The organism is Chitinophaga sp. CCNWYY40 (genome assembly GCF_037483205.1).
In the GTDB taxonomy this organism is placed as follows: domain Bacteria; phylum Bacteroidota; class Bacteroidia; order Chitinophagales; family Chitinophagaceae; genus Chitinophaga; species Chitinophaga ginsengisegetis.
Genome location: NZ_JBBHLF010000003.1, coordinates 912,743 through 928,381, shown reverse-complemented (window position 1 = coordinate 928,381; position 15,639 = coordinate 912,743). Strand labels below are relative to the sequence as shown.

The 15,639-nt window shown below is 46.4% G+C and carries 11 protein-coding genes; 6 read left to right on the top strand and 5 right to left on the bottom strand.

What is annotated here, in order from left to right:
* The 3 genes from V7S65_RS14210 to V7S65_RS14200 are packed head-to-tail and all read left to right on the top strand — an operon-like array spanning position 1 to position 3,373.
* Positions 1-1,686: a C45 family peptidase gene (locus V7S65_RS14210; protein ID WP_336386724.1), complete on the top strand. Its 1,686-nt coding sequence runs from the start codon at positions 1-3 to the stop codon at positions 1,684-1,686.
* 5 nt (positions 1,687-1,691) lie between these two features.
* The gene (locus V7S65_RS14205; protein WP_079470522.1) at positions 1,692-2,069 is read left to right on the top strand and encodes a holo-ACP synthase; all 378 of its coding nucleotides are present in this window, start codon (positions 1,692-1,694) and stop codon (positions 2,067-2,069) included.
* Positions 2,070-2,080: 11 nt separating this feature from the next.
* A complete protein-coding gene (locus V7S65_RS14200) occupies positions 2,081-3,373 on the top strand; it encodes a phenylacetate--CoA ligase family protein (RefSeq protein ID WP_336386725.1) in 1,293 nt (430 codons plus the stop codon).
* A 727-nt stretch (positions 3,374-4,100) separates the two neighbouring features.
* On the opposite strand, the gene V7S65_RS14195 is transcribed toward V7S65_RS14200, so the two are convergent.
* Together V7S65_RS14195 and V7S65_RS14190 are read right to left on the bottom strand one after the other, a co-directional pair.
* On the bottom strand, positions 4,101-4,253 hold the full coding sequence (locus tag V7S65_RS14195; protein WP_159454328.1) for a hypothetical protein: 153 nt from the start codon (positions 4,251-4,253) through the stop codon (positions 4,101-4,103).
* Between the two features lie 32 nt (positions 4,254-4,285).
* Positions 4,286-4,774, bottom strand: coding sequence for a DUF6702 family protein (locus V7S65_RS14190; RefSeq protein ID WP_336386726.1), 489 nt, complete (start codon positions 4,772-4,774; stop codon positions 4,286-4,288).
* A 68-nt stretch (positions 4,775-4,842) separates the two neighbouring features.
* Here V7S65_RS14190 and V7S65_RS14185 point away from each other — a divergent pair, with 68 nt between their 5' ends.
* The 3 genes from V7S65_RS14185 to V7S65_RS14175 all read left to right on the top strand — a co-directional run bounded on the left by V7S65_RS14185 (position 4,843) and on the right by V7S65_RS14175 (position 8,654).
* A complete protein-coding gene (locus V7S65_RS14185) occupies positions 4,843-5,424 on the top strand; it encodes a HupE/UreJ family protein (protein WP_336386727.1) in 582 nt (193 codons plus the stop codon).
* An 8-nt stretch (positions 5,425-5,432) separates the two neighbouring features.
* Positions 5,433-7,757: a M1 family metallopeptidase gene (locus V7S65_RS14180; RefSeq protein ID WP_336386728.1), complete on the top strand. Its 2,325-nt coding sequence runs from the start codon at positions 5,433-5,435 to the stop codon at positions 7,755-7,757.
* 84 nt (positions 7,758-7,841) lie between these two features.
* The gene (locus V7S65_RS14175; protein WP_336386729.1) at positions 7,842-8,654 is read left to right on the top strand and encodes an alpha/beta hydrolase; all 813 of its coding nucleotides are present in this window, start codon (positions 7,842-7,844) and stop codon (positions 8,652-8,654) included.
* 249 nt (positions 8,655-8,903) lie between these two features.
* Here the strand turns inward: V7S65_RS14175 and V7S65_RS14170 are convergent, their stop codons facing one another.
* The 3 genes from V7S65_RS14170 to V7S65_RS14160 all read right to left on the bottom strand — a co-directional run bounded on the left by V7S65_RS14170 (position 8,904) and on the right by V7S65_RS14160 (position 15,638).
* Positions 8,904-10,505 carry a SusD/RagB family nutrient-binding outer membrane lipoprotein gene (locus V7S65_RS14170; RefSeq protein ID WP_336386730.1) on the bottom strand — a complete coding sequence of 534 codons (1,602 nt, stop codon included), beginning with the start codon at positions 10,503-10,505 and terminating at the stop codon, positions 8,904-8,906.
* A gap of 29 nt (positions 10,506-10,534) precedes the next feature.
* Positions 10,535-13,684 (bottom strand): SusC/RagA family TonB-linked outer membrane protein, encoded by a 3,150-nt coding sequence (locus V7S65_RS14165; protein ID WP_200817288.1) that lies wholly within the window; start codon positions 13,682-13,684, stop codon positions 10,535-10,537.
* 376 nt (positions 13,685-14,060) lie between these two features.
* Entirely contained in the window at positions 14,061-15,638 is a 1,578-nt protein-coding gene (locus V7S65_RS14160; RefSeq protein WP_336386731.1) for a SusD/RagB family nutrient-binding outer membrane lipoprotein, read from the bottom strand.
* Position 15,639 lies beyond the last annotated feature (1 nt).

The window sequence follows — 15,639 nt, the reverse complement described above, 5'->3', positions numbered from 1 at the left end:
GTGAAAAATAAGAAACGCAGCGGCTGGAGAAGACTTGGACGCATACTACTATACATCATCGGCTTTTTCGTATTGCTTTTTATCGGGCTGGCCATTTACCTGGTATCGGTAAGTAAAATGCCGCCGCCGGTAATAGCCGACCAGCGGGCGTTGCAGCTGCAGCGCACCAAGCTGGACAGTACCGCGTATACACTGGGCAACAACTGGTTCCGTAAAAGCAACAGTGGATTGTATGAAATGTATGTGGAGGGCGCTCCTTTTGAAAGAGGGGTGATCAATGGTAAGCTTTCCGGAGAGCTGATCCGTCGCCAGGAAGATGTATTTGTGGCGCAGTTCAGCAAAATGGTGCCTTCTACTTTCTACCTGCATTTCCTGAAATATTTTATCGGCTGGTTTAACCGCGATCTGGCGGATCATGTGCCGGAAGAGTTTAAGGAAGAAATTTATGGAGAGTCTTTTTCTGCTTCTCCCAACTACGACTATATTGGTACCAACTATGCCCGGTTGATGAACTATCATGCTGCGCACGACATTGGACATGCTCTGCAGGGCATGATGCTGGTGGGTTGTACGTCATTTGGTACGTGGAATGATCAGTCGGCCGACAGTAACCTGATCATTGGCCGCAACTTCGATTTTTACATGGGCGATGCCTTTGCAGAAGAGAAGATGGTGGTATTCTACCGTCCTGAGAAAGGCCACAACTTTATGTTTGTAACCTGGGGCGGCTTTACCGGCGTGGTTTCCGGCATGAACGACAAAGGACTTACCGTAACCATCAATGCTGCCAAAACCAGCGTACCTACCGCTGCCGCTACCCCGGTATCACTGGTGGCGCGGGAAATACTGCAGTATGCAAAAAATATCAACGAAGCATGGGAAATTGCGCGGAAGCGTAAGATGTTTGTTTCAGAGTCTTTCCTGGTAGGTTCTGCAGAAGATAATAAAGCGGTGCTCATCGAAAAGACACCGGAAGGCATGGATATGTACAGTTCCGGTAAAAACTTTATCACCTGCACCAATCACTTCCAGGGCGATTCGCTGGGCAGCCTGGCGTCTAATAAATTACAGATAAAAGAAAGCGCCTCCGAATATCGCTATGAAAGGCTTACAGAACTGATGAAAGAGAAGGGACCCAATACTGTTCAGAAAACAGTGGATATCCTGCGCGACCGCGGAGGTTTACACAATGCGGATATCGGGATGGGTAATGAGAAAGCCATTAACCAGCTGATTGCGCACCACTCCATTGTGTTTGAGCCTAAGAAAGGGATGGTATGGGTATCTACCGCACCTTATCAGCTGGGGCAGTTTGTGGCTTACGATCTGAATAAGATTTTCAGCATGCATGGTCTTACTACTGATCATGAAGTATACGACAGCGCACAGAATATAGCGGCAGATAGTTTCCTGCTGTCAAAAGATTATCTTGCCTTTGAAACCTACCGCAAGCTGAGAGATCAGCTGAAAGAAGGGCAGGCAGTGGATATCCGTGCATTGATTGCTTCTAACCCGGCTTATTATCACACCTACGTGCTGGCAGGTGATTATGAATATAAGCAGAAAGCATATGCAAAGGCGAAGTCTTATTACGAAACGGCGTTAACAAAAGTGATTGCCACCAAAGGCGAGGAAGATCATATCCGCAAGCAGCTGGCACTGTGTAATGCTAAACTAAAAAGCTAACCACTATGATCATTGGTATCGGAACAGATATCGTAGAAGTGCCACGCATCGCGGCAAAGCTGGCGAAGGGAGATGGATTCCGGAACCTGGTGTTTACTCCTTTTGAAATCAGCTATTGTGAAAACCAGGCGATGCCGGCGGAAAGTTATGCTGCCCGTTTCGCTGCAAAGGAAGCCCTGCTGAAGGCATTGGGTACCGGCTGGGGCAATGGCGGTGTGAACTTCGACGAAATAGAGATCCGCAATGATGAAGCCGGGAAACCGCAATTATTTTTAATAGGAAACGGTGCAGACAGATACGCATCAGCAGGCATCCGGAAAATATGGGTATCATTGTCCCATGAAAAAAGTGCCGCTGTTGCAATGGTGATTTTAGAAGGATAAATTTATAGAAGATGTATATACCGGATATAGAACTACAGTCTAAAGCAGTTATCAGGGCTTACCAGGAGAAGGAAGTAATGCGCCTGCTGGGTTACCTGCGTGAATTTTCGCCATTCTATAAAGCATGGTTTAAAAAACACGGCATTGCTGCAGACCAGGTTCAATCGCTGGAAGCATTTTCGCAGATCCCGCCGGTTACAAAGGAAGATCTCCAGGAACATAACTGGGAGTTTCTTTGTGTGGATAAAAGCAAAATAGCCGAATACACTACTACTTCCGGAACTTTAGGACGCCCGGTGATCATCGCCTTAACGGAAAAAGACCTGCAGCGTTTAAGCTATAACGAATATATTTCTTTCTGTTGTGCAGATGGTACCGACAGCGATATTTACCAGCTTATGCTTACACTGGACCGTCAGTTTATGGCGGGTATGGCGTATTACAATGGCATTCGTAAACTGGGAGCAGGCGTACTGCGCGTAGGCCCCGGCGTGCCCAGCATGCAATGGGAAAATATCCAACGGATACAACCTACCACTATTGTAGGTGTTCCTTCTTTTATTGTAAAGCTGATTGCTTACGCCAAAGAACATCATATAGATATCAATCAGACTTCCGTTAAGAAGGCGGTATGCATTGGAGAGAATATCCGCAACACGGACTTTTCACTGAACGTACTGGGCAAGAAGATCACAGAGCAATGGAATATCCAGCTCTATTCCACCTATGCATCCACTGAAATGCAAACTGCTTTTACGGAATGCAAAGCCGGTCAGGGGGGGCATCATCATCCAGAGCTGCTCTATGTAGAGTTGCTCGATGAAAACAACCAGCCCGTTGCACCGGGAGAAGAAGGGGAAGTAACTATTACCACACTGGGCGTGGAAGGGATGCCCCTGCTGCGCTATAAAACCGGTGACATTTGCCAGTATCATTATGGAGCCTGCTCCTGCGGCAGACATACGCTCCGGTTATCTCCCGTAATAGGCCGTAAAAAACAGATGATCAAATATAAGGGCACTACCCTGTATCCGCCTGCCCTGTTTGATTTGCTTAATGATATGGAAGATGTGAAAGAATTTGTGGTGGAAGTGTATTCCAATGAACTCGGTACTGATGAGATATTGCTGCACCTGTGGCCGCGGGAAGAATCAGAAGAAATGGACCGTAAGATAAAGTCTTATTTGCAGGCGAAGCTGCGGGTGATTCCGCAGGTACGGTATACCAGTCAGCAGGATATTATGCGGATGCAGTTTCCGGAGAACAGCCGGAAGCCGGTGAAGTTTTTGGATAACAGGAGTTAAAGGGATAGTTTTTGTCTTCAAAACTTTCTGCTGCAATGGCCATTAACTTCAGTTCATTTAGTTCTATGGGACTGAGATTGGCTTCACCTTTTAGCATTAGGTGATGTATGCGCTGTATTGTTTTATTATACTCCTCTTCTGTAGTGATAAGAAAATCGGGAATCTCTTTCATAAACGTTTTATAAGAATAGTTATAACTTATCTGAGCTTATCAGCACCTATCGTAGCACGGAGATGAGAAAGTTCCTGCAGTATGATAGTTTTTCGTGGATGATCAGTTGCATAAAGAATGGAAATAAAGGTGGCAGTATAGCCGCTCCCGGTTTCGTCGGGCTCTAATATCTCCTCATCTATCTTTTCAAAATTAAGATCACGTGCATGATCCCGGAACTACCTGTCAAACTTATGGTGCCTGTTAATCTGACGGCCATCGGATATATCACAATTGAATACCAGTATGGAAAAACGATCTATTTCCAAAAGATAATCTTTTATAATATCGATCACAGTTGATCCGATTCTGATGTCTAAATTCAAATTCCCCTGAATATAAATGGGATCAACGATAACATAAATCGCATTTGAAACTACTGGCAGGTTATCCAGTATATCTATAATTCTTGTGGCTTCTACAAAAGTCACTTTGTACACATGTCCGTTACATGTTTCAAATTGATAATCAACGTTAATTTCTACAGGGGAAGGATTAGAGCTAAATTCGTAAGGCTTAATCAAGCTTCTTTTTCTTAGGATTATAGTCTTTAATTGAGCCACCTTTAGCAATATAATCACGTAGCGAGGACTTAGCCGCATGAAGCTTTTTCAGAGCCTCCAGCGCCTTTTTATTTTCCCGTGATATGACTGTTATTGTTGGTTTCATTACTACAATTTACTAAATTCTGAATAAACATCCTAAAACCCCATCACCGCCACCTCTTTCGGGTTATCCAGCTTCGTACTTTTCCTTTCTCCGCCCACCAGCACATGCACCATATTCGTTTGCGTGGCATGGCGTTCATACAACAGGTTATTCTTTACCTGCACTTTCTTTGGTGTGGGTACATTTTCCGCTTCGAGGAAACTCCACACAGCATCTTCTTCTATTTTATAACCAATAAAATGAAGGGGAACATTTTTACCATCGAGGGTAATCACCAGGTGTTGGGAGAGATAGGCAGAGATATAGCCTTCTACCTGTTTCCGGCTGGTAGGGTGGGTAATATCAAGCGGGATCTTATACTGTGCTTTAAGGGTATTTTCCAGGTCGTCTGTAAAAATGCGGCAGCTTACCTGCAGTTCTTTTTTACCGACATCATGTGAAATCTCTGTCACGCTTGCATAGAAGGGGTGCAGGGCTGTGAGCCACAACGTCATCCACCATTTACATAATAATAAACCCACTGGACTAATATTTTTAAAAAAATTAACTTTTACTTTTTATAATTACCAAAATTATAGAAAAGGGGACAATGGATGAGTTGTATTTTCAGCTGGGGTGGCAACATATTATAAACTGGGACGCGTACGACCATATTCTTTTTGTAATAGCGTTGAGTGCCATTTACCTGCTGCGCGACTGGAGAAAAGTACTGGTATTGGTGACTGCATTTACGATCGGTCATTCTATTACGCTGGCTTTGAGTGTGTTACACATTGTCCGTATACCTGCGGCGCTTATCGAATTCCTGATACCGGTGACCATCTGCGTAACAGCTGTTTCCAATATTATCCGGAAAAACGATGAGCCGCAAAAGCTGCAGTTGAATTATTTTTACGCATTATTTTTCGGTTTAATTCACGGACTGGGGTTTTCCAATTACTTAAAAAGTTTGCTGGGGAGCCAGGCAAACATTGTTAAGCCACTCCTGGGATTCAATTTAGGGCTGGAATTCGGGCAGATCATCATTGTGATGTGCATACTGCTCATTTCTACCGCGATCGTGAAATTTGGAGGCGTAAAACGCCGGGACTGGAACATGTTCCTTTCTTCTGCCACCTTTGGCGTGGCATTTATAATGATCATTCAAAGCGTAAGAGCACTGTTTATATAATACTGTTTATGAGAAAACAACTTTACCTGGCCGGGGTATTGTGCTGCAGCGTATTGTCGCTGCAGGCGCAAAACAACCCGGGATCCAATCATGGCAACCGCTTCGAGCAGCTGGGTACCATGCTGCAAACACCCAACATGTACCGCTCTGCCTCCGGCGCTCCGGGCCCTAAGTACTGGCAGCAACGGGCCGATTACGACATCGAAGCACAACTGGATGATGAGCAGCAGAAACTCACCGGTGCCGAAACCATCACCTATTTTAATAATTCTCCCGATCCGCTTACCTACCTGTGGCTACAGCTGGATGAGAATGAACACGACAGCAAAAGCGATAACCAGCAGTTCAATGAAAGCCGCATGTCAGATAAAATGACGCTGGCCACACTGAACAGTATCCTGCCTTCGGGAAAAGACCTGGGCGTAAAGATTGTAAAGCTCACCGATGCCGATGGTAAAGCATTGCCTTATACTATTAACCAGACGATGCTCCGCATCGATCTGCCTAAGTCGTTGATGCCCGGCGAGAAGTACCGGTTTAAAGTATCCTGGTGGTATAACATTTCCGACCGTATGACCATTGGCGGCCGCGGTGGCTATGAATATTTTCCGGAAGATAAAAATTACCTGTACACCATTTCCCAGTGGTATCCGCGACTGGCCGTATATTCCGATTTCCAGGGCTGGCAGAACAAGCAGTTTACCGGCAGAGGAGAATTTGCCCTCACGTTTGGAAATTTTCGTGTACGCATGACCGTTCCTGCAGACCATATAGTGGGCGCCACCGGCGAATGCCAGAACTATAAAGAAGTACTCACACCGGCGCAATACCAGCGCTGGCAGCAGGCGCAGAACAGCAAGGAGCCTGTAGAAGTAGTGAACCTCGATGAAGCAAAGAAAGCCATGCAGGGCCACGCCGGCAAAACAAATACCTGGGTGTATGAAGCGCAGAATGTACGCGACTTCGCCTGGGTATCTTCCCGGCGCATTGTATGGGACGCCCTCGCTACCAATGTGGAAGGCAACAAGGTAATGGCTATGTCGTACTACGGGCCTGAAGCATATCCGCTCTACCGCCGCTATTCTTCCAAAGTAGTGGCCCACACCCTTCAATCCTACTCCAAACATACTATTCCATATCCTTACCCGGTGGCCATTTCCGTGGAAGCAGCCAATGGAATGGAATATCCCATGATCTGCTTTAACTATGGCCGCGCCGATAAAGACGGCACCTATAGCGAAGCCACCAAGAACGGCATGATCGGGGTGATCACGCACGAAGTAGGGCACAACTTCTTCCCCATGATCGTGAACTCCGATGAAAGGCAATGGACCTGGATGGATGAAGGACTCAATACCTTCTGTCAGTTTATGGCAGAACAGGAGTGGGACAGCAACTTCCCTTCTGGCCGCGGCCCTGCTCATAAGATTGTGGATTATATGAAGATGCCGAAAGATCAGCTGGAACCTATCATGACAAACTCCGAGAACATCGTGCAGTTTGGCCCCAATGCCTATGCGAAACCAGCTACAGGGTTGAATATTCTCCGAGAAACCATCATGGGCCGCGACCTGTTTGATTTTGCATTCCGTGAATACGCCCGCCGCTGGGCCTTCAAACACCCCACACCGGCCGATTTCTTCCGTACAATGGAAGATGCCTCTGCTGTAGACCTGGACTGGTTCTGGCGCGGATGGTTCTTTGGAACGGAGCCGGTAGACATCTCTATCGACAGCCTCAAATGGTATCGCATGGATGGCAAAAATCCGGAAGAAACAGCCAAATCCGCACAGGCAGCCTATGATAAAAATATGGATCATATAGCCAGGCAGAGAAATAAAGCCGCCGGCGTAAAATACACGGTAGACCAGGATACGAGCCTGCAGGACTTCTACAGTAAATGGAACCGCTTCGAGGTAAGCCAGGAAGATAAAGCAGCCTATAACCAGTTTTATAACGGCCTGAGCAAAGAAGAAAAAGCGCTGTACGACAGTAAGAAGAACTTCTACCAGCTGACATTCTCCAATAAAGGCGGACTGGTAATGCCGCTCATCATTGAGTGGACATATGCCGATGGTACCAAAGAAACCGACCGGATCTCCGCCTACATCTGGCGCAAAGATGAAAATGCCGTTACAAAGGTGTTTGCAAAAGATAAACAGGTGGTAGCTGTGAAGCTCGATCCACTGCGGGAAACAGCTGATATCGACGAAAGCAACAACAGCTGGCCACGCGAAGCTGCACCATCCAAATTCGAGTTGTTTAAGGCATCCGGGGGAATCCGCGGCGCCTCCAGCGGCGACAACCCGATGAAGAAAGCAAGTACAAAATAAACAAGCTATTTTATATTTTGTGGCGGCTATCATCAACGTATGGTAGCCGCCTTACTTTTTAAGTTTCTTTTAAAAGCCCGAGTTATGAAAGTAATAGCCCGTTTATTATTATGGATATGCCTGGTGCAAACAGCCAGGGCCGCGGATGTAGATACCGTTTCTGTTTTAAGTCAGAAAATGCAGCGCGCGTACAAATGTGTGGTCATTACCCCCACCAGCTACAAAAACGGCACGCAGCGTTACCCGGTGGTATACCTGCTGCACGGCGCCGGCGGCAATTTCGCCAACTGGGTAACCAATGTCCCCGTTATCAAAGAACTGGCAGATACTTATCAGTGCATGATCGTATGCCCCGATGGCGCGGTAACCAGCTGGTATTTCGACAGCCCTGTAGACAGCTCCATGCGTTTTGAAACCTATGTGTCAAAGGAGATTCCGCAATACATAGATCAGCATTATCAAACGTTACCCGAACCCGCTCACCGTGCCATCGCCGGGTTAAGCATGGGAGGCCACGGCGCCATGTTCCTTGCCATCCGCCACCAGGACGTATTTGGAGCCGCCGGCAGCATGAGCGGTGGTGTGGATTTCCGCCCCTTCCCAAAAAACTGGGACCTGAAAAAACGCCTGGGCGAACCCGGACCAGATGGTGCTAACTGGTACGACTATACGGTACTCAAACAGGTAGATAGTCTCAAATCAGGCGCATTGTCCATCATCATCGATTGCGGGGTGAAAGACTTCTTTATTGATGTAAACCGGGATCTTCATAAAAAATTATTGCTGGCAGGTATCGCTCACGACTATACGGAGCGTCCGGGAGAGCACAACTGGCAGTACTGGGCCAACGCTGTGAAGTACCAGCTGTTGTTCTTTCATCAGTTTTTTCAACAATAGATAGAGCGTATGTTGTCTTTCTCAGGATTAAACTGATTATACTGATTACCTTGATTTTATTTTTTTGATTTTAAAAGATTCTGGGAGATATACGCTTATATCTCCCAGAATCTTTTAAAATCAAAAGTGATCAAATCCCTAAATCAGTATAATCAGTTTAATCCTGAGAAAGACAACATACGCGTATGCCGGTCCTCAACAGGACCGGCCTTTTTTATGCACGCGATTCAAAATAAGAATGTCCGGTAATTATTTTTTTGGATCCCACCACAAATGAGTACCACCTACGTCTTTGGGTTCGCTCAGCGTGCTCACTGCTTTCGCAACGGCAGCTCCGTTAGTAGAGTATTCGTTACTTGGGAACGGCGCCCTGCGAACGAAATCAGTAGTACTTACTTTTCCACCGCTGTTGTTCACAACAACAGGGAACAGCTTAGGATAACCGGTGCGGCGGAATTCACTCCATGCTTCCTGCCCTTCAGGGAAATTAGCGATCCATTTCTGGGTAATGATACGTTCCAGTTTCCGGTCAAGCGTAACACCTTCTTCCCATTTGATGGTGATGGTGCTCAGATACTGTGAACCTTTCTTAATATCATTTTGTCCCGCAGTCATGGCTTTGGGATCAATGTATTCAGCAGGCAGGGAAGTAGCATTGTTGTAGTAAGTGCTGGCGCTGCCTAATGAATATTGATTAAAGGATGTTTGAATACCGGTTTCATAATTGGTTTGCGCACTACCTGCACCTGCCCATCCGCGGATAGCCGCTTCTGCTTTCAGGAACCAGGCTTCAGCAGCGGTTACCAGCTGTAATTTGCCAGGCAGGTCCATCAGTTTGGAATAGTCGGCGTAACGCGCTTTACCATCGATGTTAATACCATTACGGATACCGATATAGCGGTCTTTTACAGCAGGGTCTACTGCTTTCTTGAAGTACAAAGGCAGGCGTGGATCGTTGTAACCACCGAGATAAGTGCCAATGGGCGCACCCATTAAAATATCACCCCATGAGCCGCAGATGGTATTCAGCGGATGCGTGGTGCTTCCGATATCCACGGTGAAATTATCCTTGTACGTTTGCAGTAGTCCGCCGGCGTTGGCCAGGGCCGCTTCGCCTTCCAGTTTGGCTTTCGCTGCATCTACGTTTACGATACGCAGTGCCAGTCTTAAACGGAGGGTATTGGCAAACTGTAACCACTGTTTGTAGTTACCGCCGTACACGAGATCAGATTTTTTAAACAACTCTGAAGATGGTTTATCAGCCAGTGGCGTCAGAATATCGATCGCTGTTTTCAGTTCTTCAAAGAAGGTATAGTAAACATCCTTCTGGCTGTCGTAGTCAACAGAACCATCCCCATTGGGCGTATTATATTTGCTGTAGATGATGGGGCCGAAGATATCGGAGGTACGGTGCATGGCTTCCACCTTCACGATCAGCGACATGGCATAGCTATCAGGTACTTTACCTTTTGTAAAACCGGCCACTTTATAGCAGGGGTTCATTACATTGGTATAGCCGGTGCTGAAAGTAGTGTTGATCCAGCCATCTACAAAGCTGTAAGTGATGTTGTTGATGTTACCGCCGAAAGGAGTGGGAGACATCATGTATCCGCTGTAAATATCACTCAGCAGGTTTTGTTGCAGCTGGAAGGTAGGCGCCGGCTGATACAGGTAAATGCTGCGTTGTGCCTGTTGCAATAAGGCGGGTACCAGGGCGAAATCAGCCGCTAATTCCTCATCAGTGGAACCGTATGGGTTTTTGTTGATGTCCTCAAAGTTTTTGGTACAGCTGCTGAAGCATAGTGTGGCTGCCATCACCAGACCAGCTATTTTGAATGTTTTATAATTCATAGCTCTTGTTTTTGTTGTTCTTAATCAGGTTAAAATGCACATTTCAGGTTCAATCCAAAGCTGCGGGTAGATGGTAAACCAAATACATCCACACCTTGTACACCGTTGCCGGTACTCATGCTCAATTCAGGATCGTAAGGCGCTTTTTTAGTGATGAAGAACAGGTTACGTCCTACCAGTCCAAGCTTCATGTCTTTGAAGAATCCTGGTTTCAATGCGAAAGTATAGCCGATGGATAATTCTCTTAAACGGATATTGGTAGCATCATACATGTAGAACTCTGTGATACCGGCGCGACCGCCAATACCCTGATAGTACAGGTCTGCAGGTACCTTCCCGGTATATGCTTTACCGCTGCCGTAAACAGCAGGTACATCCACGCCACCGTTGTTACGGGCATCTGCGGATGCTTTTGACACACCGTACTGGTCCATCATTGCCTGGGTGATACTCATTACTTTACCACCAAAGCGGCCATCTACAAGGATGTTTACGTTGAACTTTTTCCAGTTAATGGTATTGCTCCATCCCAGGAGGAAGTCTGGTGTTGGGTTACCGAGGTATTCCAGTTTACCGTCTTTTGCTTTGGGTTTACCGGTTTCATCATCTATTACCAGCTGACCGCTTTCGCTGCGCACTGCTTTCCTGCCGTAGATATCGCCATAGGAGCTTCCTTCATGCAGTACTAACGCATACGTATTAACGTTATCGCCTCTTGGTGTGAGGGTATAGTCACCGTTTAACTGCGGCGCCAGTTTGATCAGCTTATTCCTGTTACGGGTGAAGTTGAAGGCAGTATTCCAGCCTACATTCTTCTGTTTAACAACCTGGAAACCCAGTGTGGCTTCTATACCGGTATTCTGTACGTCACCTGCATTCAGGTAAGCATTAGGATACAGGTAGCCAACGGATACGGGAAAGTCGAAGTACTGATCTTTTGTGTGGGAATTGTACCAGGTAACATCCAGGTTCAGGCGGTTGTCAAGGAATCTCCACTCTGTACCTATTTCAACGGAAGTGGTGATTTCTGGTTTCAGCGCCACGCCACCAAAAGGACCGGCAATGTTGGAGATCAGTGTGCCGGAAATGATCTGGTTGGTGGGACGTGTTACAAACTGATCTACGTCGTTACCCACCTTCGCATAAGAAGCACGGATCTTTGAATAAGTGATGGCGGAAGGCATCTTAAATACATCACTCAGAATGGTATTTAAACCAGCTGAGTAATACAGGTAACCTTTCTTCATGGAAGGCGTGTAAGCCAGGGTGGATGACCAGTCGTTACGTGCGGTCAGGTCCAGGAATACTTTTTCGCTGAGGTTCACACCGGCTGTTGCAAACACGGATTGGATCTGCCTTCTGGCACCGGTGGGTGTTAATTTAGCAGCAGGACTCAGGTTCAGGTTACCAATGTGGAATACATTGGCAAAAGCCAGGTCGCCGTCTTTGGAATCTATAAAGGTACGGTCCTGTTTCAGGTCGTTGATACTGGTACCGGCAGTGAAATTGAATCCGAGTTTATCGGATAATTTCCTGTTACCTGATACTAACAGATCACCATAGTATTGGGTACTGGTGAGGTAATCGTAAGTATAACGGCCGTTGGCATCTGCAATAGTGGTTTGTGTACCGGCATTTGCTTTCAGTTCATATTTATCCCAGGCTTTGTTGGCGTTACCACGTACCTGTACATTTAACCAGTCGTTGATAGCATAACGTAAGCTCAGTGATGCAATCAGGTTATCTTTCCTGTTTTCGGTAACGTTCCTGTTCAGTATCCAGTATGGATTCTGCTGGAAGTCTTCCCCCGCCTGGCCTTTATCATAATTGATGTTCCACCAGTTCTGCATGTTTACGTTACGTTGTGCAGAGAAGTATTCGTAATTGTTTTTATAACTTTCGAAGTCCAGTCCTCTTGGGAAGATATATAAACCGGTAAGCGGGTTATAATATAAACCGGAAGTAGGGCGGTTGTGTGCATTTTGTGTAGTCATCTGCACATTCGCATCAATATTCAGTTTGTCGTTCAGGAAGGTGCCTGTTTCCCTGAAGTTGAGTGTATGCTGACCATACTTTGCAGTAGGCATTATTCCCGTATTCGTGGTATTGGAATAGGAGAAATAAGTTTGTGCCTTTTCAGTACCGCCGGCTACGTTTACGGAGTTGATCCAGGTAGTACCGGTTTTAAAGAAATCTTTTACAATTTCAGGGCTGCTGCCTGCTTTACCCCAGCTATCAATGGTACCGTTACCGGTTTGAAGATAGGAGTTTTGTGATTCGGGCAGATATGCGGGTCTGTCGATAGTGAAGTTAGAAGAGAAGTTCACTTTTGCCTGACCGGCTTTACCTTTTTTAGTAGTAATGATGATCACACCATTACCGGCCTGGCTGCCGTACAATGCTGATGCAGAGGCGCCTTTCAGTACGTTGATGCTTTCAATATCATCCGGGTTGATGGTACTTAAGATATCACCGCCATCGCGGCCACCGGAAGATGCGCCGGATGCCTGTCCCCAGAGATCACCAGGTTGCGCGCTGGTGAAGTTAGCGATAGGCACGCCATCGATCACGTACAGTGGCTGGTTTTCACGGATAGATTTTTGTCCGCGTAAAATCACCCTGGCAGAGCCGCCCACACCGGAGGCGCTGCGGTTGATCTGCAATCCGGAAACTTTACCGGATAAGCTATTGATAACGTTTGTTTCTTTTACGTTCGTCAGATCTTCTCCTTTTACCTGTTGGGTAGAGTAGGTGAGATCTTTTGCTTTACGCTGGATGCCCAGCGCAGTAACTACCAGCTCATTCAGTCCTCTTACATTGTCTTCAAGGGTAGCATTGAGGGTAGCGCTGCTGCCAACGGTACTTTCTTTAATGGCAAAACCAACATAGCTGAAAACCAATACATCACCGGTTTTAGCATTGATATGATATTTACCTTCTGCACTTGTTTGTGTGCCTTTGGAGGCGCCTTTAATTTGTACAGTAACACCAGGAAGAGGATTGCCTTTGCTATCCTTTACGGTGCCGCTGATTTCTTTTTCCTGGAAAGTGCTACGGAATGAAGATGCGGGCGACCATGTATAGCTGGCGGCCTTCACATATGCACTGTCTGCTAATATGGAAGTGAGGGCCAGACCGGTCATAGCGCACACTTTCATAAGGCGTAGGTTTTTTTTCATACTTGCCTTTTTTTTGGTTAATAAATGGGATTTGTATAGTTGAATTAAACTGACCATTTTTTATAGCGTGCATTGTTTGGAAATAAGATAGCCGTTAGCATGGCGCGTACCATCCTTTACTGGCTGTTTTTCTTCGTGTTATATGCAGTTACCGGCCTATAGGGGCGTGCAAAGCCTCATTGCTTATCGCAATGTGTTGACCGGGTTGAGCAAAGCAAATGTGTTTTCCTTACATGAAATGTTGTTTTTAATAACGTCTGTTTGTTACAGGCTGCATAGCATAAAGCGTTCAATTGTGGCGCTTCCGGAAAGGAGTCGTGCGGAGTTATATTTAGTACTATCCCGTTTTAAATTATTTTTAAATTTTTTTGAGATGTTACCGGAGATCCCACCAGAGCGGTGTTCCGCCGGTATCCGGTCCTTTTAACGTGGCTACAGCACGGGCTACTGCTTTAGGATTGGTAACAAGTTCTATCTGCGGCATGGGCAGGCGGCGGATAAATTTTTCGGTAGAAATAGTACCACCGCTGTTGTTGATTACCACGGGAAATAATTTAGGGTAACCCGTGCGGCGGAATTCACTCCATGCTTCCTGTCCTTCCGGGAACATGGCAATCCATTTCTGGGTGATGATCCGTTCCAGTTTCTGTTGAAGCGCAGCGCTTTCTTCCCACTTAATGGTGATGGTACTTAAATGAGGATCGCCTTCCGGTACATTATTATCGCTATTCTGCGGATCGGTATATGGATGGGGTTTATCCACATTGTTATTCATATATGCATTAGCGTTAGCAATACTGTATTGATTAAAAGAAGTGCTGATGCCGGTGGCATAATTAGTGGCTGCGTTACCGGCGCCCTGCCAGCCATACAGTGCTGCTTCGGCTTTCAGGAACCAGGCTTCCGCGGCGGTCATAAACAATATCTTATTGTCAAATTTCACCAGCTGGGAAAAGCCACTGTATTCTTCTTTGGCGGCAATCTTAATACCGTTGCGGATGCCGTGGTAAACGTTCACGCCATCGTCGGTCGGTACAAAATAATGCGCCAGCCGCGGATCCTTATACCCGGTGAGGATCGATTCCATAGGCGCGCTCATTCTTAAGTCGGCCCAGGTGTAACACATAATATTCAGCGGATGTGTAACCGGTGAAATATTCACTGCAAAATTATCCGCAGGTGTTGTGAGCAGCCCGATCGGATGACGCAGTGCTGCCTCTCCTTCTTCACGCGCTTTTTTCGGATCAATACCGGAAATACGGATAGCGAGCCGCAAACGAAGGGTGTTGGCAAATTTCACCCATTGGGTGTAGTCGCCTTTGTATACCAGGTCGAAGGCAGCAAAGCGTTGAGGAAAGCCGCTGTTAATAAAACCAGTTAATGTGTCCACCGCTTCATCCAGGTCTTTAAAAAAAGCATAGTACGCTTCCTGCTGTGAATCATAATCAATCCCCATTTCCTCATTCAGTATACCATACTTTGTGTAAATCACCGGGCCATAAATATCGCTGATACGATGCATGGCTTCTACTTTGATGATCTGCGCCCACGCATAAAAATCGGCGTAGTGGCCTTTGGCTTTCGATTGTGCAAAATCGCAGGTCTTCATTACATTGCTGTAGGTTACCTGCCACGGTTTATTGTTCCAGTAGTATAACAGGCCATAGTTGGTATTATTGATATTGCCTTCAAAAGGAGTGGGCGCCATCATATAGCCGGAGAAAATATCCGCATTCAGATTTTGTTGCAGCTGGGCAGTAGGCGGGTCGTTATAAATAAGCAGGTTCAACTGGGCCTGCGACAATGGTTCTCCCATCAGCCGGTAATCGGCTTTCAGTTCCTCTTCTGTAAAGTCGAAAGGATTCCTGTTAATCTCATCAAATCTCTTCGTACATGCACTTGCCAGCACAACTGCCATAACGGCGAATAATGTGTTGATTTTCCAGCTTTTCATT